We start from the raw sequence: 26092 nt of genomic DNA, 5'->3' as shown, positions 1-26092 counted from the left end.
TATCACCTCTTCTTACTGCGAGACTTAGCTTTGTTTATTTTCTTTATTAATTGCGGTTTCATGTGAGATGAAAAGAGAACTGAAGGATCTTCCAATCTTCGTTTTTTTGCTTTGTGGGTTAGCCAATGCACCACACATGTAGCACCACAAGGTAAGCTAATAACTTCCCTTTGTAGTTGATTGATTTCGGTTGCTGGTGGGTAGCAAAGGTATGTTAGTTTGCTATCTGTAAATAACGCTTTATGTGGAATACCCACACGCAACTCTTCAAGAAAACCGAGTACCTTTTGCTCATTATCCCCAATGATATACACGTGATCTGGTTCTAGGTGCTCTTTACTCGTTAACTCTCGTAGTTTCATAGGTCTAACCCCATTTGCTTAGCTTTGTTGCTTACAGAAGAAAGGTTGAAAGTTTCGGGGATGTCGTACACCAGGCATTCACCACCGTTAGCCAATGGATGGTGTTTAAACTTGAACTGAAGCTCTAAGTTACTAGAGGGGGCATATTCCAAATAGTAGCCCTCGTTCGCTGTTTCCATTACTTTGCATGGGCCAGTACCGCGAGCAGCTCGAAAACCTATAACTTGATTTACGGTAGAACCGATAAAATAGAAGTGATCAGGCTTATACGGGATAGTCTTTTGCATTACTGCCCCCGTGATATTGCTATACGTTCAGCTTTCCATTGGTTGATTTCAGAAAGAAGCCAGCCGCTTGCTCTACCGCCTAGATTGATTTGACGTGGAAACTCACCTTTTTTGATGAGCTTGTAGATTGTTGGTTTCTTTAAGCCCACTGTTTTCTCAACATCGGACATTCGTAGAATAGGGTCGTTGATGGTTTGTACTGAGTTTTCCATAGTTATTACTCTCTTAGGTTTCTAGACGTGTACGGGAGTAACAACATATAAAATTTTGACTAGGGGGGTCGTGAATCCCCTAAAATTTGTAATTCTGTTTAGCAAAAAAATAGGGGGAATCGCGTTCCCCCTTGTTTCTTGGGTACATAAATCATTTAATCACTTAGCGTAACGAGCTTTTTATATTCTCTTGTATATGTAGGGTACGCTAAGCTCCACACTTCACCATCATGCGATGTTCTTATAAATAGTCTCTTTCCCTTGCTGGTGGTTTCGCGCCATATCTCAGCGCTTAAGGGAGTGCTTATCGTAAGTGGTGATTGCTTGGTGTAGTTTTTTGCTATCATGTGTTTCAGAAGCTGCCCCTCTGTTAACACGTGGCCAGCTTCTCTACACAGTGCATTGAACAAGTATAGAGCTACTTGTCTTTTATGGCTGTCACCTTTCTTGCTTTGAGATGCCGCTTCCCTAACTCCTTCGAGCTTGCCAAATTCGTAAGCAAATTTAAGTAACTCAGCATCAGGAATAGCTACCGTTTTAATTAGAACAGTGGCCAAGAGTAAAGAAGACGCTATAGGCAACTCATTTTCACATGACACCTTTAAAGCTTTTAACATTGAATCGATTTTATCGTTCGGTACCCAATGTTTGTCGTTATGAATCCGAAGTTTTTCGTTTAGTGTTTCTAGTAACCCTATATTGGCATCAAGTTTCTTCAATTTTGCTTTATCAGGCTGAGAATTGTTTTCATCAAATGCAAAATCAGAGAACACAGAGTTGAGTAAAATGTCTAACTCAGTTCTCAATTCCTGCCCTTTAATGCTTTCAGAGAATACATAGTCTTTTGTGAGATTAGTTTGTTTTGATTGTTGCTTAGATTTCACGTCCGTACCCCTACGGAATCCCATAAAGAGGAACTGGCACAGGTGATTGGGGTCACTTTTCGGGAGCTACCCTAGCGCCAGTTTATAAGGCTAAGCTGCGGTGATAGTCAGCACGTTATAGTCAGGGTCGATATACTTGTGAAGAATCGCATGATATTCGTGTGAAGCGTCACATATCTGAGAACTAACGCTATAACAGGCACTTCTAAAAGATTGATACTCTGTAGATGAATCTTTTTGTTGGAATACACCGTTTTCAAGAATGCCTAGCATTTCATCTGCTAGGGCGCTTGAAGCTTCTCTTGTCCTAATGATTAACGCTAGGTCTTTAGAACTATCACCCTTACCAATGCTTTCAAGCTGGGTTAACGTACTTTTAAATGCAGGTAACATTAAGCTGAGCGTTTCTGATAACGTCTGAGATTGTAAATCTGCATAGCTGCGGCCACCATCTATAACAAGCTGCATAGTGTTATACAAACTAGTGAACGCTAGTAACTGGCTCTCATGCTCACCTGCATCTATGTAACTCTTTAATCTGTTATCGATTTTCATATTAATTCCCTACCGTAGTTAATTGACCCTGTACGACACTCATCAGGCTTGTTTTTTAAAAATAGGCGTAACGTTACCGTTATTCTTAAGACTATCTAAGTAATCACTCCACCATTGCATCATTTCTTTACGTTCTTCTAAGTAACGAGCATGGTGCGTGTAAGCAGCTCTAACACCATTCCTTTCCATATGTGAAAGCTGACGCTCTATTGCGTCTGGGTTAAAGCCAGTTTCATTCAGTATTGAAGATGCAGTAGCACGGAATCCATGTGGGTTAGCCTTGCTTTTGCCTTTAGTTTCACCATCGTAGCCCATGCGAAAAATAGCCATTCGCATAGTATTGTCAGACATTTGTTTGAACCTATCTCTTTCAGAAGGAAAAACGAACTCGAAACGAGCGCTAAACGGCTTGGTATTTTCTAATACTGCAAGTGCTTGCCTAGAAAGTGGCACGATGTGATCAGACTTCATTTTCATTCTATGCGCTGGTATGCGCCATAGTTTTTCTTCTAAGTCGAATTCATCCCAACGAGCACCGGCTAACTCACCAGGTCTAACAAAAGTGTGTACCAATAGTTCAATAGCTAGCTTGGTAAGTAAGCGGCCTTGCTGGTGGTAAGCATCTAAATCACGTAGAAACTGTGGCAATTCTTCCCTTGGTAAAGAGGCCCTGTGCGATGTTTTACGCTTTTCCAGTATTCCAGATAACTCAGAAGCAGGGTTATGGAGTAGAACGCCAGTCTGTACAGCGAAGCGACAAACGCGCCTAATGTCTTGAAGTACTCTTTGAGCAACATCTAGCGCACCACGCGTTTCTATTTTTTGAACGGTTCTGATTATGTCTTGAGGCGTGATTTCGCCAATAGGCCGCTTGCCTAGCGTTTTCAACGCATTATCATTTAAGCGTGTCCAAATACGGGCAGCATGGCCCTCGCTCCACTGGCCCTTTTGCTTATTCCACCAAAGCCGTGCTTGAGTGTTAAACAGTTCTATTTCGCTTACAGAAGAAAGGTGCTTCTTTTCCTGCTTTATAGCGCTAGGGTCAATATCATCTCTTAATTGTCTTCTAGCTTCTGAAACTGCTTCTCGTGCATCCTTAAGTGACACCTCTGGGTAAACCCCAATTGCTAATGTCTTTTGTTTTCCCTGAAAACGATACTTAAGGCGCCAGTACTTAGAGCCATTCTTTTTCACGAGCAAGCGCAGGCCCTTCTCATCAGTGAGCCAAATATCCTTTGTGCTTGCTTGAGCTTGCTTTATTTGAATGTCTGTTAAGGGCATGTGGTGCTACCTATCGTCTGATTAATCGACTGGTGCTACCAACATGCTTACTTGCTGGTGCTATTTAGTCGTAATTGAATCTGTGTAGCACCGAATGTAGCACCATGTACTACGAGATGACAATAGACGACAATATACAGGTAGACACTGTAAATGCTGATAAATAGGGAGTTTAGAGTGTGAAATTGACTGTAAGAAACTATTAAAAACTATGAAATGGTGCCCGGGGCCGGACTTGAACCGGCACGCTGTTACCAGCGAGGGATTTTAAATCCCTTGTGTCTACCAATTTCACCACCCGGGCATCGGGTTGCTTTTCAGCAAAGGTGTCAGGCGTAGAACCTGATGCTGCGTTGCAGCGTTTGGAGGCGGAACCCGGAGTCGAACCGAGATAGACGGATTTGCAATCCGCTGCATAGCCATTCTGCCATTCCGCCAGATGCGTCTGGCGCGTGATTAAAACTCATCTCTAAGAGATTGGAGCGGGAAACGAGATTCGAACTCGCGACCCCGACCTTGGCAAGGTCGTGCTCTACCAACTGAGCTATTCCCGCATGTCTTAATCGACCATTTCGTTTGGTTGATGTCCTCTCGAAATGTGGGGTGCATTCTACCTACCCATTCAAAACTGTCAACACAAAAAAGCGTTTAAATTGAGATAAATGCGGTTTTTTATGATCGTTTGCTATTTTTTTATTCACTTTGATTAATGTACGATCAATTTCACTTTACTGCGCCACTTCGAAGGTGTGGCCAGGCCGCTTTTGTATAAACAAACATTGACCAAATTGACAGCACTGCTGAGAAATATAAAAGAATATAACCTAAAGAAACCCAATAAATAGTTATGCCCATAAAGGTTTCTAATCCCGACAACAAGCCAATTAAGGCTAACATTTGCGCAGTGGTTTTTGCTTTACCTATAAAAGACACTTTAACCGCATCCCTTACACCATTCGAACCCATCCATTCACGTAACGCCGACACATAAATTTCACGAACCAATAGCGCAATAGATGGCAACGTGATCCACAGGTTTGCATAACTATGAGTAATCATAAGAAGAGCAGCGCCCACAATGAGCTTGTCTGCTACAGGATCTAAGAATGCACCAAAGGGTGTAGACTGCTGTAGTTTTCTTGCTAGATAGCCGTCAAACCAGTCCGTTATTGCCGCAAGCCAAAAAATAAATGCGCCTGCCTCGTGCGCCCAGCGCCAATCAAGAAAATAAACAACTACAAATACAGGAATAAGGATTACTCGGAATAAAGTAATACAGTTTGGAACAGTCCACATAAAAAGTACGTCTCGGTGTTATGCCTCTATGGGCGTTTTAGCGCGGTAGCGTATAAGCTCTGCATCTTTCATTTTTCTAACACATTACCTTAATTTGTAATGCATTGCTTGTTACTCATTCATTTATTGATGAAGGTGGTCGTAAATAGTTTCCGCCAGTTCAGGGCTTATACCAGGTACATTTGAAATTTCATCTTTGCTGGCTTTCTTAAGACCCTGCAAGCCCCCCATGAATTTAAGCAGTGTTTGTCTGCGTTTAGCACCAATACCAGGTATGCTTTCCAAACTCGACGTGGTTTTAACTTTCTGGCGTCGGTTGCGGTGCCCAGTAATGGCAAATCGGTGAGACTCATCGCGAATATGCTGAATAAGGTGAAGCCCTGGCGAATGGCTGTCCATCGGCAGAACCTGATGGCTACCTGCCAGTATTAGTGTTTCTAAGCCAGGCTTACGGGTGGTGCCTTTTGCCACGCCTAACAGCATAGGCTTTTTATCATGGGGCCAATCTTCAAAAAACGCTTCTGCTTGGGCAAGCTGTCCTTTACCACCGTCTATTAATAGAAGATCAGGTATTTTTTGCACTTCTTTCACTGACTTGTAGCGACGTTTTAACGCCTGTGCCATAGCCGCGTAGTCATCACCTGGGGTGATGCCTTCTATATTATATCGGCGATAGTCACTTTTGTGCGGACCTTCACGATTAAATACCACACACGAAGCCACCGTTTGCTGGCCAGACGTATGTGATATATCAAAACACTCCATGCGTTGAATAGGCGTATCAACTTCCAGTGCCGATTCTAAGTCGAGATAGCGTGCAAACACAGACTTTTGCTGACTGTATTGAGCATCTAACGCAGTTTGCGCATTTGACTGCGCCAGCTGCAGGTACTTGCGCTTCTCTTCCCTCGCCCCTTTGAAGAACTGAACCTTGTGTCCCGCTTCACTGGCTAGTACATCTGCTATAGCGTCTTCGTCAGTTAATGTATTGCTAAGTACTATCTGCTTGGGAATAACTTTGTTACCCGCCAGATAGAACTGTAGGAAGAAAGATTCAAAAACTTCTTGTTCATCGGCAGTGTTGGGTACTTTGGGAAAATAGGCCTTGCTGCCTAACAACTGCCCTTCACGAATAAACATTACCTGAATACACGCCATATTGCCTTTGAACGCAAACCCAAACACATCCATTTCGTCTTGAGTACCGGCAACCCACTGTCGTTCTTGAACTTTTCTTAGTGCATTAATCTGATCGCGGTAACGGGCAGCAGCTTCAAAGTTGAGTGCCTCGCTGGCTGCTTCCATCTTTTCCACCAGCCCACCAATGACCTGCTGGTTTTTACCTTTCAAGAACAAGCGTGCAAAATTGACCTGCTCTTTATATTCTTCATCGCTCACATAGCCTTCTACACACGGCGCACTGCAGCGCTGCATCTGATACTGAAGACAAGGTCTACTGCGTGCTCGATAATAGCTATCTTCGCACTGACGTACGGGGAAAATTCGCTGCATTGAACGCAAGCTTTCTCGCACCGACCACGCACTGGGGTATGGGCCAAAGTATTCGCCCTTTTTCTTTTGAGGGCCGCGATGAAAAGAAAGCCTTGGATGTTCGTGATCGGATAAGAAGATAAAGGGATAAGACTTGTCGTCACGCATGACCACGTTGTAACGCGGTTTGTATTTCTTGATGAAGTTGTTCTCAAGCAAAAACGCTTCGGTTTCGCTGTTTACAACCGTGACATCCATGTTCGCAATCTGACTAACTAGCGAACGCGTTTTGGCGTTATCAAGATTACTACGAAAATAGCTTGATACGCGCTTTTTAAGGTTTTTGGCTTTTCCTACGTAAATAACCTCTTCCTGACTATTGTACATGCGGTACACGCCAGGTTGAGAGGTTAGATTCTTAAGAAATGCTGCTGAATCAAATGCAGACATAATCACTTTGACGTTGCGCGTCTAGTGACGCTTAAAAGGTGTTAGGATTGATAAGCTTATGGCGATAGGCCAAGTGTGTTAGCTCTACATCAGAATTTACGCCTAACTTTTGAAACATTCGGTAACGGTAAGTATTAACCGTTTTTGAGTTAATACTGAGTTCTCGGGCTATATCCGGCACTTTGTGACCTTCGGTTAATCGCATTGCTATTGAAAGTTCTCTACTCGATAGCTCATCAAACGGATTATCCGAACTAGGCAATAACTTACCGATGGCTATGCTATTGGCCACTTCTTGATCAACATACTTTTGCCCTGCCGCAACTTTATGGATAGCGCGTATTACTTCGTCTGGCTCTGCATCTTTTGTCAGAAAACCGTATGCGCCTGCGTCCATAACTTGCATTGGAATAGGACTTTCCTTGTGCATTGAAACACAAATAACACGCGTATTTTCAGACATACGAACAATTTTCTTTGTCGCTTCCAGTCCACCAATACCGGGCATATTCACGTCCATGAGTACCACATCTGGCGCGTTTTTTCGGCACAAAAGTACCGCGTCTTCACCGTTCTTCGCTTCTGCGAGAATAGTAAAATCGTCTACGTCTTCCAGAATCCGGCGTATCCCTGTTCTGACCAAATCATGGTCATCTGCTAGGATTATTTTTATCACTCTAGTATCTCACTGACTTCAGTTTTACATACAACTGGAATAAAGACTGATAATGCTCATCAATGAGAAGTATTACCAGCCTTTAACCTTATCCAGTCATAATACCACGAGATAAGAATTCGTGAAGTAGAGATACACAATTTGAAACTAAATTATTGATCTAGATTACTTTTAGGCAGCTATTTAGGTAATTCAAACCACAAGGCCACACTTTCCTCTGAGGCTTTCAGACGAATGATGTCTTGCTCGTAAATACCCAAAGCATCGCCTGCCTCTATTTCAACTGCATTCGTTTCACTGTCTACCATAGCTTGTACATTACCGCTAATCATATGAAGGTAACCCTTTTGGTCTTCAGTGCCATGCTCCCATGTTTCGCCAGCCTTCAACGTTAAACGGCTGATTGCCGCATTTTGCTTAATGCGTAATGACCCTTCCCTACCGTTATCACTTACTAATAATTCAAGCTTTGAATCATGGTTATTTCCACCCGCCTGTGTGCCAAAGGTTTTTTGCGCATAGCTGGGCGTACCGCCTTTTTCATTGGGCACAATCCAAATTTGCAGAAAGTTAACAGGCTTTTCAGTAGAAGGGTTAAACTCTGAATGCATAATACCCTTACCTGCACTCATTACTTGCACGTCACCCGCAGGCACTACGTACTCATTACCGGTATTATCTTTGTGCTTTAAAGCACCGCTTACAACATATGAAATTATCTCCATATCTCTGTGACCGTGGGTTTCAAAACCTCTGCCGGCCTGAACAACATCGTCATTGATAACCCGTAGCGCTGAAAACCCCATATGTTTTGCGTCATAATAATGTCCAAACGAAAAGCTATGTTGGCTTTTTAGCCACCCAAAGTTCACTTTTCCTCTTTCATTCGCTTTTCTCAAATACATCATCTTGCATTCCTTATAACCGTAAGCCGCCACTGGCTCTTCTCCCCAACAGGAGTAACGCTGGGCGATAGAACATGTCTCAAGGGCTAATTATGTAATAAGGCCATTTTAATCCTCTTTAATAGGAATAAAATGTCATATATTTGAGCTTATTATTCTAATATTTAGAATCAAACTAACTATCGGTCAACAGATGCGGGTTAAGCTACGCTAAGAAATAAAGCACAGTCTTTGCAGCGCGGTTTCTACAACCGCAGGGTGACAGGCTAAATTTAGCCTAATATGGTGTGGAGAACCAAAGGGCGCGCCGTCGTTACCTATCACGCCTCGCTCAATACACCCTTCCACAGTGGTCACGGGTGAATATTTGAAAGGTTGACAAGAAGCGTTACCTAAAGGAGCTTCATCCACAGAAGCGATACTGTTCGGCTGTGTTAAATGCGAAGGGAACGTTGAAAGGTCTAGCCACAAGAAATAACCAGCGCTGCCCATTGTATAATTAACAGATAAACCATAGTGCTCAAAGAAGCGCACAACAAGCTTTCGGTTGAAGCTCAACGCACTTTTTACGCTGTCTAACCAAGTACTTCCCTTCTCATAGGCGGCAATCAACGCAACTTTTCCTAAGTTACTTGCGTTCAGGTGCCTGCTATTAATAGCTTGGGCAAATGTCTCTCTGATCGTTTTATCCTTAATGACCGCATACGATGCACCTGGGATACTCGCTAGGTTAAACGCCTTGGACACGCTATTAATGTGGATAATTCGCGGCAGTTGATGAGTATGGATGTTACCACCGTTTAGACTTTCTTGGCGCCCCTCGCTCTTATTGCTCACCTCTGCACCAAACATGGGTATTATCGTTGGTTCATTTGACGAGTTAAATGCAAACTCGCTGTGTACCTCATCAGTGATCATTAAAATATCGTTCTTGGCGCAGAAGCTTATAATAACACGCTGCTCTTCTGCACTTAATACTGTACCTGTAGGGTTATTAGGATGGCAAATCACGAATGCAGCCGCAGAACTATCGAAGGCTGAAGTATCTATAGTTGAGTAAGAACGTTCGACGTCTTCCTGACGACTCTTGTCGCTATCCTTTGTCGCGGTAACTTCAGAAAGCCTAGTCTGACTTTGACGCGCGTTTTGAATGACTGGAATAGATACTGGCGTTAAGCCGTTATTATTAATAGCCTCTATTAAAGGGGAATAGGTTGGTGTTAAAACCATAACTTTTTGACCAGGTTGGCAAAAAGTGTGAAGCGCAACGTCTATTGCTCCTATTACGCTCGCAACATCCACAACATCGCCACTTTCTACTTTAAAGCGACTACTTTTTTGTGTGGTACGCTCAAAACGTTTTGCTACCGCGTCACCGATATCAAGGGACTGATATCCATAAGTAGAGCGAAGGTTTTGTGTAATCGCGCTGAGAATTTCATCACAAGGCGGGATGTCCATATCCGCTATCCACATTGGAATAGGGTCTTGCTGAGACGCGACAACGTTCGCTTGAGATGAAGACGCGCCCTGAAAGCGGCGAAATATCGCTGAATATTTAAGACGGGTTTGATCGAGTTTCAGGTGAGAAGGTGCCTGCCATACATCCTTGTAAGGCATAAACTCGCTTTGCATAGCGTTGAACACGGGGAGATGGCTTAGCGCGTTGCTCACCTTCACATTATCCTATCTATATAGCCTTACGCATTTACTATTGGCTAAAGGCCTTCTGAAATCTATCATATTTATAAGCGCGAAACACGCGTACCGCGCTCACTTTATACTGCACACACTTTAATAGACACCGTGTTATTCTATCTTTTCAAACACGTTAAATTCAGAAAGCGTATGTTGGTATTTCCGCTTTGTTTCTCGAATGACAAATGGAATGTCTTTAGGTTCAGCAATTCGTTTAAAGCTCTGACCTAATGCATCTTCAAGCGCCTGAGTAGAGCTAAGCGTTTCACCATTTTCATCTTTATAGCCGCCCAACCATTCACTTCTTTCGGTATACTCTTCCAACCATGTAAAGGGGCTGGCGACAACGAGCAATCCACCTTTATTTAGCCGCGTGGCCATGTCCGTTAATACCTTTCTTGGACTATACACTCTATCAATAAGGTTGCCTAAGAAGATCAAGTCGTAGCCTGTGAATTGCGGCTTCAAATTACACGCATCACCTTGTGCGAAAGCAACGTTGTCTACACTGTCATCTAAACCGAGCGCAGAGAGCTTGCGCGCCTTAAACGACGTAAGTTCACCTTCTTCTATAAGGTTATAGCGTATTTCACCACGCTCTTGCATCTCAAACGCTGTTTTTATAAAGCGTGCAGAAAAATCGATGCCATCGACATGATCGAAGTATTTTGCAAGTTCAAAGGTAGACCGACCAACGGCACACCCCAAATCTAACGCTTTAGCGTGTTGACGCCCTTGCATAGCGTCAATACAAAACTGCGCACTGGCTTTAGCAAAATTAGGGACGCCGTAGTACTCGTCGCCGTAATGGAATTCACTGTATTGCGAAACCTGTGTATCACTTTCATAATCAAAATCGTTCACTGCTATAACTCGCTTTCCTTGAACATACCGAAACCCCGCGTGCTGAAAGAAGTGGCGCCTAAAAGCGTAACGACTATCTTTCATTGCTTCGTTACCTGTAGATACCCAACTACCGCCTTTGATGAGGTTATGCTTATTGTCGAATGTTGGTGTTGTAAAGTCGTCATATAAAGGATGAACGTTAAAGCCCTCAAACGGATAGATGGGTGTTTCTGTCCATTGCCATACGTTGCCAACAACATCATAAAATTCGCCGGACTTATTAACATTAACAGGTTCACTCGACGCATACTTTTGCAGCGCTATGTTGAATCCTTCGCTGTATACGGTCTGTGTTACACCAGCCTGCTGACGTAACGCCTGCCATTCATTTTCAGTCGGCAGACGAATAAGCTCACCCGTTTTTTCACTCAAGTAGTTACAAAACGCTTTCGCTTCATGATAATTCACATCCACAGGCCAATCTAAAGGTAGTGGATGCTCTTCAAGCATGCTGCGATATAAATAATCATCACCCTTTTTAATCCAAAATACAGGGTGCTGAGCTTTAGTGTATTCACGCCACTTATTGCCTTCAGCCTCCCAGTATTTTGCGTTGTTATAGCCGCCGTCTTACACAAACGATAAATACTCACCATTACTTACAAGAAATTTAGACGCACTAAACTCGCTAACGGATTCTTGCTGAGAACCATATTCATTGTCCCAGCCGTAATAAGCACTGTCCCACGCTTTGTCATTTATAACTTTCTGTGCCGGAACGGTCATTAAAACATTAGCCTCTAACGCTTCAGCATTAGTTTGCATAGTGCTACATGCAGGCCATTCTGGGCTGGGGCGTACCGATGCTATGGGGAGCTGTCTGATTAGAACAGATGAGGTTTCTAAATGAATACGTTCATGCTCTATTCCCATTACTACGGGCCACATTGGGCTTTCCCAGTCAATAGGCATGCTGAAAGACATGGTATCTATTAAATCGCATACCAATGTGCGCACTTGATTACGATATTGACGCACCTCTTCCACCTTCGGCCAGTCGTAATTTTCATCGTTAAGATCATCCCAACTCATTTCATCAACACCAATGGCAAATAGCGATTCAAATTTTGGATTAATGCGCTCGTTTATCGCCTTAGACAGTACTAATTTATTGATAAAGAAAGTAGCAGTATGACCAAAATAGAAAATTAACGGATGGCGCAACTTTTCAGGTCGTTGATAAAATACGTCATCATTGGCAAGACAAGAGAAAAGCGATTCGTAGGTATCAAAGGAATCGAGGAAATAAGCCTTTATTTCCTGTCTTTTTTGCTCAACTGTTCCTTGCCGTAAATTAAGTGTGGGCATTGCCTGCATAATGTCCTCTCGATTTTTGTTATTACTACCAACTGCGTAGGACCAGCGCCATAAGAATAAAAGAAGAGCGCTTTAAAATGCCGTAATGATTTCAGTTGATTGCTAACCCTTTATGTATACCAAGCTTTTATGAATAAAGCGCGACATAACTAGGTTTTTATGGAATGTCCTGTAATTACAAGATACAGACAGGATGAGATCAGAAAATATTTCATAACAAACTTATGCCTGCGATGATGCTGTGAAACACCGTTTAACTTAAAGCTCGTGATCATAAAAAGCATGGAGATACCGTTGGTTATCATGTTACGTTTACCTAGCTTACTAAATGCCCGATTCAACGTTGGCTAATTAAGCTGCGTCGGTAAACAGCATACTTATACGTTTATACCTTCACACCTTCAGAAACGAAAAAGGATTTTTCTTAACATGAAATCAGTAATTTACATAGCAGTAACGCTGCTCTCGTTGTACGGTTCACCCGCGACTGCAGCTGACAACTATACTAATGCGCTTCTCAATGAAGCCGTTCGCAAAGGCAATAAGAGTACCCCTTTAATTGTAAACCCAACACTCACTATGGAGCGCCTATCAACCAGTGACGGAGAGATCACTTATCACTATCGCTCTATGACGTTGACTCAAAACAAAGGCGTTAATCAATTTGTAGAGGAACAACAAAAGAAGCTCTATCCGTATGTGTGCACTTCACCCTCGCAAGAAATTTTTAGGCGACATGGAATTACAGTTAATTATTTGTACAACGATAAGAATAATGATTTTTATGCGGTGATAAGTATCTGGCGGAGAGTGAGGGATTCGAACCCCCGGTGGGTTTGACCCCACGTCTGATTTCAAGTCAGGTGCATTAAACCGGGCTCTGCCAACTCTCCTGAAGTGACGCTTATCTTAATGATTTACGTGACGCTGTAAAGCACTAATTTCAATTAAATCAATCAACTGGTGAAATATTCACCTTTTCGCAAGAATAATAACCATCTTGCTAGAAAATGACCTGCGTTCTCATTAGGTATTCTATGCACGTCGACAGTTCATGATGCCAAAATGATAATGTTCATTTAGCTTTGATTCGAACCCCCGGTGGGTTTGACCCCACGTCTGATTTCAAGTCAGGTGCATTAAACCGGGCTCTGCCAACTCTCCTGAAGTGCTGCGTATCTTAATGATTTATGTGGGACTGTAAAGCACTAATTTTAACATTTTTACTCAAACGACCAATTGATAATCAAAGTGTTCAAAATTTAATTGCTCTCATTTAACGCAGCCGGTATCCAATCAGGTGTTGCACTGACGCGGCAATGTGAAGCACTGGTCAATCACACCACATAAACATGCTTGCAGGTTTGGTTAGAAGCGTTAAAGACAGAGCTTTATCAGCTGCTCTATTATTAACACCATAACAAACATGGAGAGGGAGAAGGTGCTCTTCTCTAGGATGGGCGTATCGCGCATCCGGCGCGCTGTACCATTCAACAAGACGAGCTTTTCGTTCATTCTCGCTGTAGGCACTGGTCTGCATAGTTGTCTGAAGCCAGTTATTAAAGCGCGTTGCTTTTCGCATTGCATCATCGGAGCTATCAAAAAAGCCCTGCATATTGTGAAAAGAAGACCCCGAGCCCAATACTAAAATATTCACTTCGTTCTTTGCTTCACTATTTACAGGCTCTACCCCGAGTTCAACAGCTTTCCTAATTGCTTCCCCCAATAGCACATGCTTTTCCGAATCCAAATCAGACGTAATGGATAGTTGAATACAGGGTACATCGGCACTGGGATACATAATACTTAGGGGAATGAACATTCCATGATCGAAACCACGTGCCCTATCCTCCCGTACAGCGATGCCTTGCCCTGCTAAACGCTTTAGTAATAAAGTTGCGAGTGCTACTTCCCCTTTGGCCGGATATTCAAGGGAATACGCCTCTTTAGGGAAGCCATAATAGTCATAAATCAAGGAAGGTTCTGGGTGAGTAGTTACACAGACTTCAGTATCTTCCCAATGGGCACTAATCACTATGACTGCATCAGGTTTGGGTAAATCTGTTGATAATGCTTTGAGCGCTTCAATCATTTCAATGTGATAGGCAGACATTCTCGCCTCTCCTACTGACTGCATTTCAAGAAGTGGAAGCGGCCCTCCACCATGAGAAATATAAGCGGTGTTAATTCTCACAGACGGGCGAGTTTGCGTTCGCTGTTGCATAAAACTATACCTTGTTAGATGTAGAGAATACCATTCCTGCATTCCCACGCTTCGCTAGGAAACTTGCCAGCGTCTTCTGAGTGGGCAATTATCAATGCGGATTGATATAAGGGCTCTATAGCCATTGAAACCGGCGCATTTGGGCCGGTTTCGTTAGTCGTCGAATCTCACAACCGCTATTTATTAAGCTTGTGACTAATAAGAGAGTCGATTGAAAGTTTACCGCCACCTTGAATAGCTAGCGCACCTGTTGCAGCAAGTAACGTTAGTGCAAACTCGTAACCGTTGTTAGTCATAAATAAACCGTTTGCTGCATGTACACTAAAAATCGCAATCACCATTGTGAATGCACTTACTAAAGCGGCTGGGCGTGTTAGAAAACCTATAATAAGCGCTATCCCGCCAAAAAACTCAGCGCTGCCGGCCAGCAATGCCATTAAAAAGCCTGGCGTTAAACCAATGCTTTCCATCCACTGACCTGTGCCTTCTAATCCATAACCACCAAACCACGCAAAAAGCTTTTGTGCGCCGTGTGCGGTAAGAATAATGCCCACAGGCACACGTAAAACCAAACTAGAAACACTGCTGTTAGAAGAAAAAATGTTTTTCAGAAATTGCTTGTTCATTGTTGAATCCTCAAAGTCTCTCGTAATTGAAAGTGTCATATCTAAAAAGTGATGAACGCTCCGCCTGACTTCATTGAGTTGGCACAGCGCTAACCTGATGCATATAGAATAGTTACCAACACCTATTGAATAAAGCGGTTAAATATTGAATGATTACCAACAATTTGTTGTTTATTGAGACGAATGGCTAAACGATGGATAAATTATCGCTACTGAAAACCTTCTGCGTTGTTGCGAATGAAGGCAGTTTTACAAAAGCTGCAGAAAAGCTAGACACGTCAAATCAACTCGTAAGCAAGTATGTTGCCGAATTAGAGAAGCAACTTGATACGCGTTTATTCAATCGCACTACAAGAAAAATTCACCTAACCGAGGCAGGTCAACAGTGTTTGCAACATGCAAATCATATTCTTGAAAGCGTAACCGATATGGAAAGTCAGCTTGGGTTGCTCAATACAGAAGCAAAGGGAGTTCTGCACGTAAGTGCCCCTGTCTCTTTCTCAACATTACATTTAGCGAGTGCACTCAGTGCGTTTCAACAAGCACACCCTCACGTATCGATAAACTTGCAGCTAAACGATAGAAAGATTGATGTGATAGACGAAGGCTTTGATGTAGCAATACGTGCAGGTCACCTAGCTAACTCGTCGCTGGTGGCCAAGAAAATCACAACGATAAAGCTGGCCCTGTGCGCTTCACCAGCCTACCTGGAAAAATATGGCACACCGCAACATCCAGCTGAATTAAAACCAGAACACTATCTTGAGTACTCCTACGTCAACTATGATAACGATAAATCAGTGCTTATTGCGGCGCTTAAAGCAAATGCCCAGACTGTGACGCCCAAGCTAACCGCGAATAATGGAGAAGTCCTAACCAATGTAGCAAAGCAGGGTGAAGGTTATGTACTTCAACCTACCTTCATTGCCGGTGAAGCGCTCAAAAACGGGGAACTCGTGTCCATACTGGACGATTTCGTACCGCAAGCTATCTCTTTGTATGCGGTCTATCCTCATCGTAAGCTCATTTCTAATAAGCTAAGGGTTTTCATTGACTTTTTATCAAGCTATTTTGAAAGTACGCCCTACTGGGACAAGTAAATCGCGGTACGCGTAACGCTTAATTTATGTGGTAAAAACGTAACTTCAGTGGATGAGGGATATCAGCATAATAAATTAAATAAAAACGGCGTGGAGAAACACCTCCGACGCCGTTCGCGTAATAGTATATCTGGTTTCAGTAACTTAAACTCTAAAAGAGTAACCTTACCCTAAAGCCCTCATCACATTCTGAAGGTTTCCATAATCGCGGGCACCCCCGGGAACATACCAATTAGTGCCATAACGGTACATAGCACCAAAAACGTAATTCCTGGAATTAGCCAACGCCCTGCTTTGCCGAGTTCTCCAGCTCTATCTTTACACCCAACGAGCCCCAAATTATCCAAAAGCATGGTAAAAGACCATCCGAATACTGGATTAACTAATACAGAGGAGATCACTACCAATGCGGCAGATTGCGTCGTTTTACCTTCACGCGTCATTTGCATACCAGCTTCCATTAGCGGCAGAAAGACCCCAACAATAAGCGCTACGCAAAGCACTGGCGGCCAAATTGCTAGATCCATGGGGTAACCCCAAAGTGCCGCTACAACGCATAAAAAGCCAGTAACTAATGCACCACCGGGTATGGGTCTGCGCGCGATAGAAGCCGGAATAATGTAGGTCCCCCACGAAGATGAGATATTCCCCCCTCCCAGTAGGCTTCCCACTGCCTGACGACTAGATGCAGCAATCATGGTGTCATCTATATTCATGTGCGCTCGTTCACTTTTTTTAGGGTAGCTAAGCTTTTGAAAGACTTGATGACCTAAGAAATCTGGCGACCACATAGATACAGCCAGCACAGCAAAAGGCAGCACAGCAATGAAATGTGACCAGTCTGGCAGGCCTAGTTTCCAACCCGTGTCTTCCCCCCACCAATAAGCAGGGTTCAAGTTAGGCATACCCGGCGACGTTGTGAACTCAAATGGCGCACCGAAGGAAAACGCAATGACCGCCGCCATCACCGCACCAAGCGGAATGGCTAGCCAGCGCTTTTGAATATGCTCTAGCCATGCATACATTAAGATAGTGGCAATGATCACCACGAAGGCTAAGTAAGCCATATCGAAGCTTTCTGCCCACGCAAAGAGTTTCTTCACCTGGCCTGTAATGCCAATAAACCCTAAATACAACAGCAACCCACCGCATACACCGTTACTGGTTAGCCTGGCAAGCACACTGCCGCCCTTCGTTATTCCTAAAATAAAACCAAAGAGTCCAATGAGCAGACCGAGCGCCATGGGATGGCCGCCAGATGCAACAATAAGGGGTACCAAGGGCAGTAAGGGGCCGTGTGTACCTGCTAAATTAGCTGACGGGTTCAGAAAACCGGAAATCAGAACAACGAACAAGACTGCTGCAATGAGTAATTCAAAGCGCACGTTTTCAATAACAAACTCAGGAGATAGCCCTAGCGGTGCTGCGAATGCACCTACTACGGCGGCAACCATAACGATTTTTCCTATGGTCGCCGCCATGCCTGGCACGAAGTCTTCCCACTCAACGCGGTAGTCTTTACCAGGCAGGTTCAACCGCCAACGTTTTGGAGAAAGTACTTGAAGTTCGTGATTTAAATATTCGTCTCTTGATTTAAAACTACTGCTCGGTTTGTGAAGATTTTGATAAGAAGAACTTTCTTGTGACACATAACACCTTTAGATTGCGCGAAGAAAAGCGCAAGCCTAAACATGTGAATGGAATGTATTCGAACCCCCGGTGGGTTTGACCCCACGTCTGATTTCAAGTCAGGTGCATTAAACCGGGCTCTGCCAACTCTCCTGAAGTGCTGCGTATCTTAATGATATTTTTATGACTGTAAAGCGAAAAATTAAAAAAGTTGTCTAAGTGCCGAGATTTCAACCAAATAGACTGTTTAGCACGTATAAGAGATGTTTTTATATTCACCTGACACCATTTTCATCTGAAACTACTTGAAAATGGGAACTAAAACCCATACAACATACACTAAACAATTGTGTACCATTTTGGTCATATCATAAGTCCTGTTGGAGGAAACAATGGATCAACGTTCGATGTATTCAAGTGCATCTCAACCATCGGTATTGCAGACGAACAAGGTTCTACGCAACACCTATATGCTGCTTGCGATGACACTGGCGTTTAGTGCGGTTTGTGCTGGTATAGCAATGGCAGTAGGCATTTCTCCTATGATGTCTCTTGTTATGACTATCGGCGCTTTTATTACGTTATTTGTAGTTCAGAAAAAAGCTGATTCAGCATCTGGTATCTACTGGGTGTTTGCATTCACAGGTTTAATGGGTGCATCACTAGGTTACACGCTTAATTTCTATCTAGGCGTTGCGGGCCCAGGCTTGATCATGGAAGCGCTAGGTGCAACAGCCCTTGTGTTCTTCGCGCTTTCTGGCTACGCACTTACCACTAAGAAAGACTTCTCGTTTATGGGCGGATTCTTGGTAGTAGGCCTAGTTGTAGTGCTTGTAGCTGCTATTGCGAACATCTTTTTCGCAGTTCCAGCGGTAAGCTTAGCAATCAGTGCAGCGATTGTGTTTATTATGTCAGGTTTCATCTTGTTTGATACAAGTCGTATCATCCACGGTGGTGAAACAAACTACATTCGCGCGACAGTTTCGCTATACTTGAACATATACAACTTGTTCACGTCTATCCTTCACCTTCTAGGTGCGTTTGGTGGCGACGATTAAAACAGCGTTAAAGGTTTAAAGAGAAACACCCCTTAACCGGGGTGTTTTTATTTGTATGGCAGAATATTCAGTACTTATCACATCATCACCGTTTCAAGGCGATACAGCGTTACGCGCCCTCTCCTTTGCACAAGGTGTAATCGATAATGGTGATGTAATAAACAACGTTTTCTTTTATAGCGAAGGTGTACACCACACTAATAACTTAATGCTAAAGACGGGTGACGAGCTGTTCGTACTTGATAGCTGGAAGACTCTAGCGACTGAACACAACGTGAAATTACTAGTATGCATTACCGCCGCCGTTAAGCGAGGTATTGTTAGTGAGTTAGAGGCGAAAGAGAATGGGTTGTCTCAGGCCAACTTAACCGCGCCTTTCGAGCAAGCTGGCTTGGGCGAATTCTTCACTGCGCTCCATGATTGCAACAGGTTGGTACAATTCTAATGGCGCAACTACTTATTAGGTTTACGCAAAGCCCTTTTTCCAATGCTAAAAGCCAAGACGGTTTAGATTTTGCGCTTGCTGCAACAAACTATGGGCACGATGTTAAAGTGCTTTTTGAAAGCCAAGGTGTACTGCAGCTTGTTAAGGCAGCGTCTACCAAAGGACTAAAAAATCACACCAAACGTTTAGCTAGCATGCCGTTTTTCGATATCGAAGAATGCTTTGTGTGTAAAGCAAGTGCAGATACCTACGACATTGAGCAGGTTCTTTCAAATAACAGTTTAGTTGATGAGTTAGACTGTGAGTGGATAACCCCAGAAGAAAAGGTCACGCTTATCCAAAGCGTAGATCATGTGGTGACATTCTAATGCTTATTACTATTTCAACGCCAATTTTGAGCACTGAATACAAACAGCTTATTGAAGCCACTTATGAGCAATCGACTTCTACTTATGTTGTATTTGTTGGTGATGGCGTTTATGCCCCTGCATTAAACACCGCGTTTTTTGAGCGGCTGGCCAATACGGTAAAAAGCACGGCAAAAGACAAACCAACGCTTAACCTGTCGTTCTTGAGTACAGATGCGGATACCAGGGGCGCAAATCTTCCCGAACATTTTAATCCAATTTCCCACAAAGAACTTGCTGCAATATCAGCAAAAAATCAGCACTGGATACCCCTTTCATGACACAAGAAACCTATAGCTTCAATTATAAAGGGCAAGCGATCCCTACAGACAAAGCCGGGTATTTACTCGACTATACCCTTTGGGAAGAAGGTATGGTTGAGTTGCTGGCGCAAGAAGAGAACATTGAATTAACCGAAGCCCACTGGGAAGTGGTGCGCTTCGTACGCGCATTCTATGAAGAGTACGAAACCAGCCCAGCGATTCGTGCTTTGGTGAAAGCTATGGCCAATAAGTTTGGGCCAGAAAAAGGTAATAGCCGCTACCTGCAGCGACTCTTTAAAAAAGGCCCGGCTAAGCAAGCCACCAAACTGGCAGGATTACCTAAACCTGCCAAATGCTTGTAAAGGCGATCGCACATTATATTTAAAGTGCTAGCGCCCCCGGCTAGCCTTCTGCTAAAAGCACTTGTTGAATTGCTTCACGGATTGAAACCCGATTTAAGGTAGCTATCAGAAAAGCCACCCTATTGTTAACTGTTTTAGCCTTGGTGTTGATATTGCAACTCCCCTCCTACATTGGCGTTTTATCTCGGGTTTCAGGCATATTTTTCATACTTGCCTTTTACCGAACACCATAAACGTGAATGTTTTACATAAATGGACATAGGAGGCTGTATGACAGTTCAAAAACACTACGTAATTGTGGCCAACCACGACGACGCCACAGCTTACACCTATACCAACCACGGAAGTGCACTTGTTGAAGTAAAAAAGTGGCATAACGAGTTTAGTGGCGCGAGTGACCAAGACATTTATACAGATAAACCCGGCAGACAATCGGCTCCCGCTTCGCAAGTACCAGGCGTTGATAGCATGAATCGAAAAGATGCCGCCGAACTCGAAGATGAAAGATTTGCCAGTGACATTGCTGACTGGCTAGATGGTGAGCGTAAACGAGGTGCGTTGGGCTCGATAGATATTATTAGTGGGCCTGGATTTCTTGGTAAATTGAGAAGCGGAATGTCATCTCAATGTTCAGACGTCGTCGACAAAGAAGTGAAAAAGAATGTTTTAGGCGCGGACGAAGAAACCTTGCTTTCCTACCTTAAATAAAACGTTATTTAGTAGTTAGATTGTCACAGGCGGCTGTTGTCATTGCCGCCTTCTCTTACTCGCTTATAAGTAAAAGTTAGCGGTTTTCGTCAGCTTTTAACACATTAACCTCACCGATTGCCTCGGCGCTTTTAAACGTCTTTACTCGCGTGACTTCAAGATCGGTATAAACACGAGGATTATTCAAAATATATTCTACCTCATTGTTCAATGAGCCTTGTTTGTCAGCCGCTAACCACGCATTTATCGCATGTGCATTATGTGGAAGAAAGCAAGGAATGGATTTTTCATGATACTGGCTAAATCCCTCTACGGGTGGGCGCGTCACTACTGCACAGGAAAATAGGCCATTACTAAACCGCCGGTATACCGCGCCAATTAACAATGCACCAGTAGCCGGTTTCATTAAAAAGTGCGCTTTTCCTTTACCAAGCGGGTTTGACTCCCCTACTGCAGTTGCGACAACCACAGCGCGTCGTTCACGAATGAACTTGCTCCAATAAGGGCTATCGAGATTTCGAGCGTTAAATGTTGTTCTATCACCTACGGTAAGCGTGTTTCCATTAGGTTTTGCGTCAAACCACCACGTTGCATCGATGGTGCTATCACCAGATACAATTAAATTGGTAATTTGTCGTTCTGGCACTTTTCCAAATGCAGGATAAAAGTTAATAACATTGCTTGTGGAAGATTCATTGACAAAAAGCGGAATGGTTTGTGTAAGCCCGACTTCTTCAAGTAGCGCAATAACGTCAGGTGAGTCAGTAATACGCTGTATAAATCCGCACATGTAAGAAAGCCTATGAGTTTGTACTCGCTTCAAGGTACAGAAATTATAAGGGAAGTAACACAAAAAAGAGCCACCACGTTCACGTGGTAGCTCATCGTTTTAGTTAACGCTTATTCGAAGCGAACAGTAATACCTCCATTCAACCTGCGACTTTACACGGGGTGGAGAATGAAAGAATCCGACACTGAATGCAATGTCGGATTTTGTATGTTTTAGCTTATAAAAGGCTCTGTTTTGAGGCGGGGCTCAGTTCATGTGCCCAAAAAATAGCTCGCTAAGAAGCCTTAATCACTTCTTGCCCTGCCATGTAAGGCACAAGCGCCTTTGGAATCGTAACGCTTCCGTCTGCTTGCTGATTGTTCTCTAAAATAGCTACAAGCGTACGCCCTACCGCTAAACCAGAACCATTCAATGTGTGCAGAAGTTCAGTTTTATTCGTTTCTGGGTTACGGAATCTAGCCTGCATGCGTCGTGCTTGGAAGTCCAACATGTTTGAACATGAAGAAATTTCACGATAGGTATTTTGCGCAGGTAGCCATACTTCAAGATCGTAGGTTTTACATGCACCAAAGCCCATATCACCAGTACAAAGCAACACTTTGCGGTACGGTAATTCTAGCTTTTGAAGAATAACTTCTGCGTGTCCTGTAAGTGCTTCTAGTGCGTCAAAGCTATCTTCCGGCTTAACTAACTGTACAAGTTCTACCTTATCGAACTGATGCTGACGAATAAGGCCACGGGTATCACGACCGTACGAACCAGCTTCTGAGCGGAAGCAAGGCGTATGCGCAGTCATTTTCACAGGCAGCGTTTTCGCATCTAATATTTCATCACGTGCAATATTAGTTAGCGGAACTTCCGCCGTTGGAATTAAGCTAAGCCCCTGTCCTTCTTCAGTTGCTGGCTTGGTGTGAAATAGGTCTTCACCAAATTTAGGTAACTGACCTGTGCCATAAAGGCTGTCAGCGTTAACCAAGTAAGGCACATACATCTCTTGGTAGCCATGTTCTTGTGTATGGGTATCCAGCATGAATTGAGCAATTGCACGATTTAGGCGAGCAATATCGCCGCGCATCACTACAAAGCGGCTTCCCGTAAGCTTACTTGCGGTAGCGAAATCTAAGCCGTTGTTTAAGCCTTCAGCCACATCAACATGATCTTTAACTTCAAAATCAAACGTGCGTGGTTCGCCCCATCGAGAAATCTCAACATTGTCATCTTCGTCTTTACCCGCTGGTACAGACTCGTGTGGCAAATTAGGAATGCCTTGCGTAAGGGTGTTAATTTCTTCCAACAGTTCGCTAAGTTCCGCTTTAGCGGCGTCAAGCTCGTCACCAAGCTTACCCACTTCAGCCAATAGCGGTGCAATATCTTCGCCCTGCGCTTTTGCTTTACCTATGGATTTACTTCGTACGTTACGCTCGTTTTGCAGATCCTGTGTTCTGGACTGAAGTGTTTTTCTTTTTTCTTCAAGCGAACTGAAAGCTGCTACATCGAGGTTAAAACCACGGGCAGCTAATCGCTTAGCTGTTTGTTCTATATCGCTTCGCAAACACTTTGGATCTAACATGTGTTTCTAATTATCCTTTCATCAATTGAATGGCTAGCCAACCTGCTATTAGGCAAGCGCCAACGTTAAGAAATACATTTGCTGCGGCTTTAAGCCACAACCCGTTTTCTAATAAAGTTAAGGTTTCAACGGAAAATGTTGAGAATGTAGTAAAGGCACCTAATAGCCCTACACCGATAAGCGCTCGGTAAGGAGAGTCGCTTAAATCATGACGTTCGATAAAACCGTACAGTAATGCGAGTGCAAACGACCCGACCACATTCACCGTTAGTGTACCAAACGGCATGTGTTTTCCAAATAAGGAATCAACACTTGTGGTAACAAAATAGCGTAAACAGGCGCCGGTCGCACCGCCAGCGGCAATAAAACAATACAAAGCTAACCCTTGAGGCACGAAAACTCCCTAGCGCATTTTTTATTAACTAATTCATATAATCTGAACTAGTTGAGTTACTTGTCTGCAACTTTACCTTTTATTGTTACTTCTCGCATTAAGTGAATCGAGAAATTCACGCTTGGCTTTCAAAGCTTTCTCTAAACCGCGTTCATTAGGGTTGTACAAGCGAGTTCCGGTAAGGCTTTCCGGAAAGTAAGACTCACCCGCGGCAAACGCGTTCGGCTCGTTGTGAGCATAGCGGTAACCATCGCCATGACCGAGCTCTTTCATTAGCGACGTAGGCGCATTGCGTAAATGCATGGGAACAGGTGCATCAGAGGTTTTACGCGCCAATGCTTTTGCTTCGTTAAACGCCATATATACCGCGTTACTTTTTGCAGCTAACGCACAATATACCGCAGCTTGAGCAATAGCGCGCTCGCCCTCTGCGGGCCCTACTCGGTGAAACGTGTCCCAGGCATTAATACAGAGCTGCATTGCTCTTGGGTCTGCATTACCAATGTCTTCAGACGCGATAGCAAGTAGACGTCTTCCTACATACAGCGCGTCTCCCCCGCCATCAAGAATTCTTGCGTACCAGTAAAGGGCTGCGTCTGGATCTGAGCCTCTAACAGATTTATGAAACGCGGAGATTAGATCGTAGAAGGTATCGCCTTTATTGTCATAGCTGGCAACTTTCTCCCCCACCGCATGCTCAACATCGCTTATGGTTATCTCACTTGCACTTGTAAAATCGGCAGCTAGTTCCAAATACGTGAGAAGACGGCGGGCATCGCCACCGCTCAAATCTATAAGGGCGTTTCTTGCTGTTTCTTCAATACCAAGAGCTCTGTCACCGAGGCCTTTTTCATTATCGCTTAGCGCTCTGTTCACTAATTGTGAAAGCGCGTCGTGTTCTAGCGTCTTTAAAACGTATACGCGAACACGTGATAACAGGGCTTTATTTAATTCGAACGATGGATTTTCTGTGGTTGCGCCAATAAAGGTAACTACACCAGATTCTACAAATGGGAGAAACGCATCCTGCTGGCTTTTATTAAACCTGTGAACCTCGTCAACAAACAACAGTGTCCGCTGGTTATAACGGGCGTTTTCTTCAGCCGTATCCATAGCGGCTCTGATGTCTTTTACCCCAGAGGTAACCGCAGAAATACGCAATACAGATGCGTTGGTGTATTGAGCAATGAGTTCAGCAAGGGTAGTTTTACCGGTACCGGGCGGCCCCCACAAAATCATAGAATGACAGTGACCCGCCTCTAACATTTTACGTAGAGGCTTACCTTCGCCAAGTAAGTGTTCTTGACCGCTGTACTGCTCTATGGTGACCGGGCGCATTCGCGCCGCGAGGGGCGCGAAATCTTGATTAACGCTGGTCATCAATTATGAAGCTGTCTGGAATATCAACTGAGAACGTATCAGCGGGCACTGGAAAACGCGTTTCAATATTACTGAACACCAAAGTGCTGATTTGCTGTTGCGCATCGAGCATATTAAGCGAAGCGAGTTCACTGTCTTGGTTAAAGGTTAATGTAAGCGTTGCGATTTGGCCGCCCTGTTCCTTAGGCGTGATTTGGTAGCTTTTTGTTGCGCTAACACCATTGATGTTGTCTGCCGCGCCATTTTCAGGTGTTACGGCCGATGAACCGCTATTTAATTGACTGATAGAAAACTTTGACCACGTTGCTTCATCTGTCGATGTAAGCAAAACAATAGGGTTATCTTTAATCGCATTGTCTTGAGATAGGACTGTTACCTGCTCTACGAAGGTATCCACATTCCAAACCGCTTCGCCATCGGCAACCAAAAGGGTTTCATCAGGAAACGTTGTTTCCCAGCGAAGCTTATTAGGGCGGGTCATGGTCAGCGTGCCTTGTGCTTCGTGAACGACATTTTGCTGTGCATCGACTACTGTCTGCGCAAAGCTTGCACGAAACTGCTTCATATTGCTTAACAAAGCCTGCAGTGAAGTACTCGCAGAATCTTTGATAAGCGATGAAGTTTTAGGCTGACTAGTGTTTACTGTGGCATTAGCCTGAATAGCGTCATGAGCACTGACAACCTCGTGAGCATTGTTCTTGCCTATATTTGAACCTGTTGTATCTAATTCTACCGCAGCGTTAGCAGCAGTCATTGCTGTACCTGCCGTTACCAATGCACTCACAAAATAAACCGAAACTGCTTTATTCATTTATT

27 protein-coding genes, 5 tRNA genes and 1 pseudogene are annotated in these 26092 nt (G+C 43.8%); 8 read left to right on the top strand and 25 right to left on the bottom strand.

What is annotated here, in order from left to right:
- Window positions 1–2 precede the first annotated feature (2 nt).
- The 15 genes and pseudogenes from MHN09_RS11050 to ovoA all read right to left on the bottom strand — a co-directional run bounded on the left by MHN09_RS11050 (window position 3) and on the right by ovoA (window position 12320).
- Window positions 3–362, bottom strand: a complete 360-nt coding sequence (locus tag MHN09_RS11050) for a hypothetical protein (protein ID WP_239240701.1) — start codon at window positions 360–362, stop codon at window positions 3–5.
- Window positions 359–649: a hypothetical protein gene (locus MHN09_RS11045; RefSeq protein WP_239240699.1), complete on the bottom strand. Its 291-nt coding sequence runs from the start codon at window positions 647–649 to the stop codon at window positions 359–361. The genes MHN09_RS11050 and MHN09_RS11045 overlap by 4 nt, the downstream gene beginning before the upstream one ends.
- Complete coding sequence (locus MHN09_RS11040; protein ID WP_012518572.1) at window positions 649–861, bottom strand: AlpA family transcriptional regulator; 213 nt, start codon at window positions 859–861, stop codon at window positions 649–651. Before MHN09_RS11040 ends, MHN09_RS11045 begins: the two co-directional genes overlap by 1 nt.
- Before the next feature lie 155 nt (window positions 862–1016).
- Window positions 1017–1745: a hypothetical protein gene (locus tag MHN09_RS11035; protein ID WP_239240697.1), complete on the bottom strand. Its 729-nt coding sequence runs from the start codon at window positions 1743–1745 to the stop codon at window positions 1017–1019.
- A 90-nt stretch (window positions 1746–1835) separates the two neighbouring features.
- Window positions 1836–2300 carry a hypothetical protein gene (locus MHN09_RS11030; RefSeq protein ID WP_239240695.1) on the bottom strand — a complete coding sequence of 155 codons (465 nt, stop codon included), beginning with the start codon at window positions 2298–2300 and terminating at the stop codon, window positions 1836–1838.
- Between the two features lie 42 nt (window positions 2301–2342).
- A complete protein-coding gene (locus MHN09_RS11025) occupies window positions 2343–3581 on the bottom strand; it encodes a tyrosine-type recombinase/integrase (protein WP_012518575.1) in 1239 nt (412 codons plus the stop codon).
- A 217-nt stretch (window positions 3582–3798) separates the two neighbouring features.
- Window positions 3799–3885, bottom strand: a tRNA-Leu gene (locus MHN09_RS11020).
- A gap of 59 nt (window positions 3886–3944) precedes the next feature.
- Window positions 3945–4018: transfer RNA gene (locus MHN09_RS11015), tRNA-Cys, on the bottom strand.
- Window positions 4019–4059: 41 nt separating this feature from the next.
- Window positions 4060–4135: transfer RNA gene (locus MHN09_RS11010), tRNA-Gly, on the bottom strand.
- Between the two features lie 169 nt (window positions 4136–4304).
- On the bottom strand, window positions 4305–4877 hold the full coding sequence (gene pgsA / locus MHN09_RS11005; protein ID WP_014949608.1) for a CDP-diacylglycerol--glycerol-3-phosphate 3-phosphatidyltransferase: 573 nt from the start codon (window positions 4875–4877) through the stop codon (window positions 4305–4307).
- A gap of 123 nt (window positions 4878–5000) precedes the next feature.
- Window positions 5001–6818: an excinuclease ABC subunit UvrC gene (uvrC, locus tag MHN09_RS11000; RefSeq protein ID WP_239240693.1), complete on the bottom strand. Its 1818-nt coding sequence runs from the start codon at window positions 6816–6818 to the stop codon at window positions 5001–5003.
- Window positions 6819–6849: 31 nt separating this feature from the next.
- On the bottom strand, window positions 6850–7494 hold the full coding sequence (gene uvrY, locus MHN09_RS10995; protein WP_239240690.1) for a UvrY/SirA/GacA family response regulator transcription factor: 645 nt from the start codon (window positions 7492–7494) through the stop codon (window positions 6850–6852).
- 179 nt (window positions 7495–7673) lie between these two features.
- Window positions 7674–8402: a pirin family protein gene (locus MHN09_RS10990; protein ID WP_239240687.1), complete on the bottom strand. Its 729-nt coding sequence runs from the start codon at window positions 8400–8402 to the stop codon at window positions 7674–7676.
- Window positions 8403–8609: 207 nt separating this feature from the next.
- The gene (locus tag MHN09_RS10985) at window positions 8610–10073 is read right to left on the bottom strand and encodes an aminotransferase class I/II-fold pyridoxal phosphate-dependent enzyme (RefSeq protein WP_239240683.1); all 1464 of its coding nucleotides are present in this window, start codon (window positions 10071–10073) and stop codon (window positions 8610–8612) included.
- Between the two features lie 135 nt (window positions 10074–10208).
- Window positions 10209–12320 (bottom strand): annotated as a pseudogene (gene ovoA / locus MHN09_RS10980) (5-histidylcysteine sulfoxide synthase).
- Window positions 12321–12749: 429 nt separating this feature from the next.
- Between ovoA and MHN09_RS10975 the strand changes: the two are divergent.
- Window positions 12750–13160 carry a hypothetical protein gene (locus tag MHN09_RS10975; RefSeq protein WP_239240680.1) on the top strand — a complete coding sequence of 137 codons (411 nt, stop codon included), beginning with the start codon at window positions 12750–12752 and terminating at the stop codon, window positions 13158–13160.
- Here the strand turns inward: MHN09_RS10975 and MHN09_RS10970 are convergent.
- The 3 genes from MHN09_RS10970 to MHN09_RS10960 all read right to left on the bottom strand — a co-directional run bounded on the left by MHN09_RS10970 (window position 13122) and on the right by MHN09_RS10960 (window position 15170).
- Window positions 13122–13213: transfer RNA gene (locus MHN09_RS10970), tRNA-Ser, on the bottom strand. The genes MHN09_RS10975 and MHN09_RS10970 overlap by 39 nt on opposite strands.
- Before the next feature lie 440 nt (window positions 13214–13653).
- Window positions 13654–14544 (bottom strand): class III extradiol ring-cleavage dioxygenase, encoded by an 891-nt coding sequence (locus tag MHN09_RS10965; RefSeq protein WP_239240677.1) that lies wholly within the window; start codon window positions 14542–14544, stop codon window positions 13654–13656.
- Window positions 14545–14720: 176 nt separating this feature from the next.
- The gene (locus MHN09_RS10960) at window positions 14721–15170 is read right to left on the bottom strand and encodes a DoxX family protein (RefSeq protein WP_239240674.1); all 450 of its coding nucleotides are present in this window, start codon (window positions 15168–15170) and stop codon (window positions 14721–14723) included.
- Between the two features lie 194 nt (window positions 15171–15364).
- On the opposite strand from MHN09_RS10960, the gene MHN09_RS10955 reads away from it, so the two are divergent.
- Window positions 15365–16270: a LysR family transcriptional regulator gene (locus tag MHN09_RS10955; protein ID WP_075177980.1), complete on the top strand. Its 906-nt coding sequence runs from the start codon at window positions 15365–15367 to the stop codon at window positions 16268–16270.
- Window positions 16271–16452: 182 nt separating this feature from the next.
- On the opposite strand, the gene MHN09_RS10950 is transcribed toward MHN09_RS10955, so the two are convergent.
- Window positions 16453–17919 carry a DUF3360 family protein gene (locus tag MHN09_RS10950; RefSeq protein WP_039227656.1) on the bottom strand — a complete coding sequence of 489 codons (1467 nt, stop codon included), beginning with the start codon at window positions 17917–17919 and terminating at the stop codon, window positions 16453–16455.
- A 37-nt stretch (window positions 17920–17956) separates the two neighbouring features.
- Window positions 17957–18050: transfer RNA gene (locus tag MHN09_RS10945), tRNA-Ser, on the bottom strand.
- A gap of 241 nt (window positions 18051–18291) precedes the next feature.
- Here MHN09_RS10945 and MHN09_RS10940 point away from each other — a divergent pair.
- From MHN09_RS10940 to MHN09_RS10915, 6 genes are all read left to right on the top strand, one after another.
- Entirely contained in the window at window positions 18292–18957 is a 666-nt protein-coding gene (locus MHN09_RS10940) for a Bax inhibitor-1/YccA family protein (protein ID WP_014949619.1), read from the top strand.
- Between the two features lie 55 nt (window positions 18958–19012).
- On the top strand, window positions 19013–19402 hold the full coding sequence (gene tusD / locus MHN09_RS10935; RefSeq protein ID WP_014976653.1) for a sulfurtransferase complex subunit TusD: 390 nt from the start codon (window positions 19013–19015) through the stop codon (window positions 19400–19402).
- Complete coding sequence (locus MHN09_RS10930; RefSeq protein WP_014949621.1) at window positions 19402–19770, top strand: DsrE family protein; 369 nt, start codon at window positions 19402–19404, stop codon at window positions 19768–19770. The genes tusD and MHN09_RS10930 overlap by 1 nt, the downstream gene beginning before the upstream one ends.
- Window positions 19770–20090 carry a hypothetical protein gene (locus MHN09_RS10925; RefSeq protein ID WP_156078400.1) on the top strand — a complete coding sequence of 107 codons (321 nt, stop codon included), beginning with the start codon at window positions 19770–19772 and terminating at the stop codon, window positions 20088–20090. Before MHN09_RS10930 ends, MHN09_RS10925 begins: the two co-directional genes overlap by 1 nt.
- Window positions 20087–20434 (top strand): TusE/DsrC/DsvC family sulfur relay protein, encoded by a 348-nt coding sequence (locus MHN09_RS10920; protein ID WP_014976656.1) that lies wholly within the window; start codon window positions 20087–20089, stop codon window positions 20432–20434. Before MHN09_RS10925 ends, MHN09_RS10920 begins: the two co-directional genes overlap by 4 nt.
- A 270-nt stretch (window positions 20435–20704) precedes the next feature.
- Window positions 20705–21142 (top strand): host attachment protein, encoded by a 438-nt coding sequence (locus MHN09_RS10915; protein ID WP_014979395.1) that lies wholly within the window; start codon window positions 20705–20707, stop codon window positions 21140–21142.
- 76 nt (window positions 21143–21218) lie between these two features.
- On the opposite strand, the gene MHN09_RS10910 is transcribed toward MHN09_RS10915, so the two are convergent.
- From MHN09_RS10910 to lolA, 5 genes are all read right to left on the bottom strand, one after another.
- Window positions 21219–21932 (bottom strand): SOS response-associated peptidase family protein, encoded by a 714-nt coding sequence (locus MHN09_RS10910; protein WP_156078401.1) that lies wholly within the window; start codon window positions 21930–21932, stop codon window positions 21219–21221.
- Between the two features lie 274 nt (window positions 21933–22206).
- Window positions 22207–23502, bottom strand: a complete 1296-nt coding sequence (gene serS, locus MHN09_RS10905; RefSeq protein WP_239240671.1) for a serine--tRNA ligase — start codon at window positions 23500–23502, stop codon at window positions 22207–22209.
- A gap of 10 nt (window positions 23503–23512) precedes the next feature.
- Window positions 23513–23896 (bottom strand): fluoride efflux transporter CrcB, encoded by a 384-nt coding sequence (gene crcB, locus MHN09_RS10900; protein ID WP_014949631.1) that lies wholly within the window; start codon window positions 23894–23896, stop codon window positions 23513–23515.
- Between the two features lie 72 nt (window positions 23897–23968).
- The gene (locus MHN09_RS10895; RefSeq protein ID WP_156078404.1) at window positions 23969–25276 is read right to left on the bottom strand and encodes a replication-associated recombination protein A; all 1308 of its coding nucleotides are present in this window, start codon (window positions 25274–25276) and stop codon (window positions 23969–23971) included.
- Window positions 25263–26087 (bottom strand): outer membrane lipoprotein chaperone LolA, encoded by an 825-nt coding sequence (gene lolA / locus MHN09_RS10890; protein WP_156078405.1) that lies wholly within the window; start codon window positions 26085–26087, stop codon window positions 25263–25265. The genes MHN09_RS10895 and lolA overlap by 14 nt, the downstream gene beginning before the upstream one ends.
- Between the last annotated feature and the right edge of the window lie 5 nt (window positions 26088–26092).

The organism is Alteromonas sp. MmMcT2-5 (genome assembly GCF_022348315.1).
GTDB lineage: Bacteria > Pseudomonadota > Gammaproteobacteria > Enterobacterales > Alteromonadaceae > Alteromonas > Alteromonas macleodii.
The sequence above is the reverse complement of the archived record's forward strand: the minus strand, read 5'-3'. Positions and strand labels throughout refer to the sequence as shown.

What these genes read in the sequence shown, in the direction of transcription:
- MHN09_RS11050 (WP_239240701.1), bottom strand. Translation starts at nt 362, where the DNA reads ATGAAACTACGAGAGTTAACGAGTAAAGAGCACCTAGAACCAGATCAC.
- MHN09_RS11045 (WP_239240699.1), bottom strand. Translation starts at nt 649, where the DNA reads ATGCAAAAGACTATCCCGTATAAGCCTGATCACTTCTATTTTATCGGT.
- MHN09_RS11040 (WP_012518572.1), bottom strand. Translation starts at nt 861, where the DNA reads ATGGAAAACTCAGTACAAACCATCAACGACCCTATTCTACGAATGTCC.
- MHN09_RS11030 (WP_239240695.1), bottom strand. Translation starts at nt 2,300, where the DNA reads ATGAAAATCGATAACAGATTAAAGAGTTACATAGATGCAGGTGAGCAT.
- MHN09_RS11025 (WP_012518575.1), bottom strand. Translation starts at nt 3,581, where the DNA reads ATGCCCTTAACAGACATTCAAATAAAGCAAGCTCAAGCAAGCACAAAG.
- pgsA (WP_014949608.1), bottom strand. Translation starts at nt 4,877, where the DNA reads ATGTGGACTGTTCCAAACTGTATTACTTTATTCCGAGTAATCCTTATT.
- uvrC (WP_239240693.1), bottom strand. Translation starts at nt 6,818, where the DNA reads ATGTCTGCATTTGATTCAGCAGCATTTCTTAAGAATCTAACCTCTCAA.
- MHN09_RS10990 (WP_239240687.1), bottom strand. Translation starts at nt 8,402, where the DNA reads ATGATGTATTTGAGAAAAGCGAATGAAAGAGGAAAAGTGAACTTTGGG.
- MHN09_RS10975 (WP_239240680.1), top strand. Translation starts at nt 12,750, where the DNA reads ATGAAATCAGTAATTTACATAGCAGTAACGCTGCTCTCGTTGTACGGT.
- MHN09_RS10965 (WP_239240677.1), bottom strand. Translation starts at nt 14,544, where the DNA reads ATGCAACAGCGAACGCAAACTCGCCCGTCTGTGAGAATTAACACCGCT.
- MHN09_RS10960 (WP_239240674.1), bottom strand. Translation starts at nt 15,170, where the DNA reads ATGAACAAGCAATTTCTGAAAAACATTTTTTCTTCTAACAGCAGTGTT.
- MHN09_RS10955 (WP_075177980.1), top strand. Translation starts at nt 15,365, where the DNA reads ATGGATAAATTATCGCTACTGAAAACCTTCTGCGTTGTTGCGAATGAA.
- MHN09_RS10940 (WP_014949619.1), top strand. Translation starts at nt 18,292, where the DNA reads ATGGATCAACGTTCGATGTATTCAAGTGCATCTCAACCATCGGTATTG.
- tusD (WP_014976653.1), top strand. Translation starts at nt 19,013, where the DNA reads ATGGCAGAATATTCAGTACTTATCACATCATCACCGTTTCAAGGCGAT.
- MHN09_RS10930 (WP_014949621.1), top strand. Translation starts at nt 19,402, where the DNA reads ATGGCGCAACTACTTATTAGGTTTACGCAAAGCCCTTTTTCCAATGCT.
- MHN09_RS10925 (WP_156078400.1), top strand. Translation starts at nt 19,770, where the DNA reads ATGCTTATTACTATTTCAACGCCAATTTTGAGCACTGAATACAAACAG.
- MHN09_RS10920 (WP_014976656.1), top strand. Translation starts at nt 20,087, where the DNA reads ATGACACAAGAAACCTATAGCTTCAATTATAAAGGGCAAGCGATCCCT.
- MHN09_RS10915 (WP_014979395.1), top strand. Translation starts at nt 20,705, where the DNA reads ATGACAGTTCAAAAACACTACGTAATTGTGGCCAACCACGACGACGCC.
- MHN09_RS10910 (WP_156078401.1), bottom strand. Translation starts at nt 21,932, where the DNA reads ATGTGCGGATTTATACAGCGTATTACTGACTCACCTGACGTTATTGCG.
- serS (WP_239240671.1), bottom strand. Translation starts at nt 23,502, where the DNA reads ATGTTAGATCCAAAGTGTTTGCGAAGCGATATAGAACAAACAGCTAAG.
- MHN09_RS10895 (WP_156078404.1), bottom strand. Translation starts at nt 25,276, where the DNA reads ATGACCAGCGTTAATCAAGATTTCGCGCCCCTCGCGGCGCGAATGCGC.
- lolA (WP_156078405.1), bottom strand. Translation starts at nt 26,087, where the DNA reads ATGAATAAAGCAGTTTCGGTTTATTTTGTGAGTGCATTGGTAACGGCA.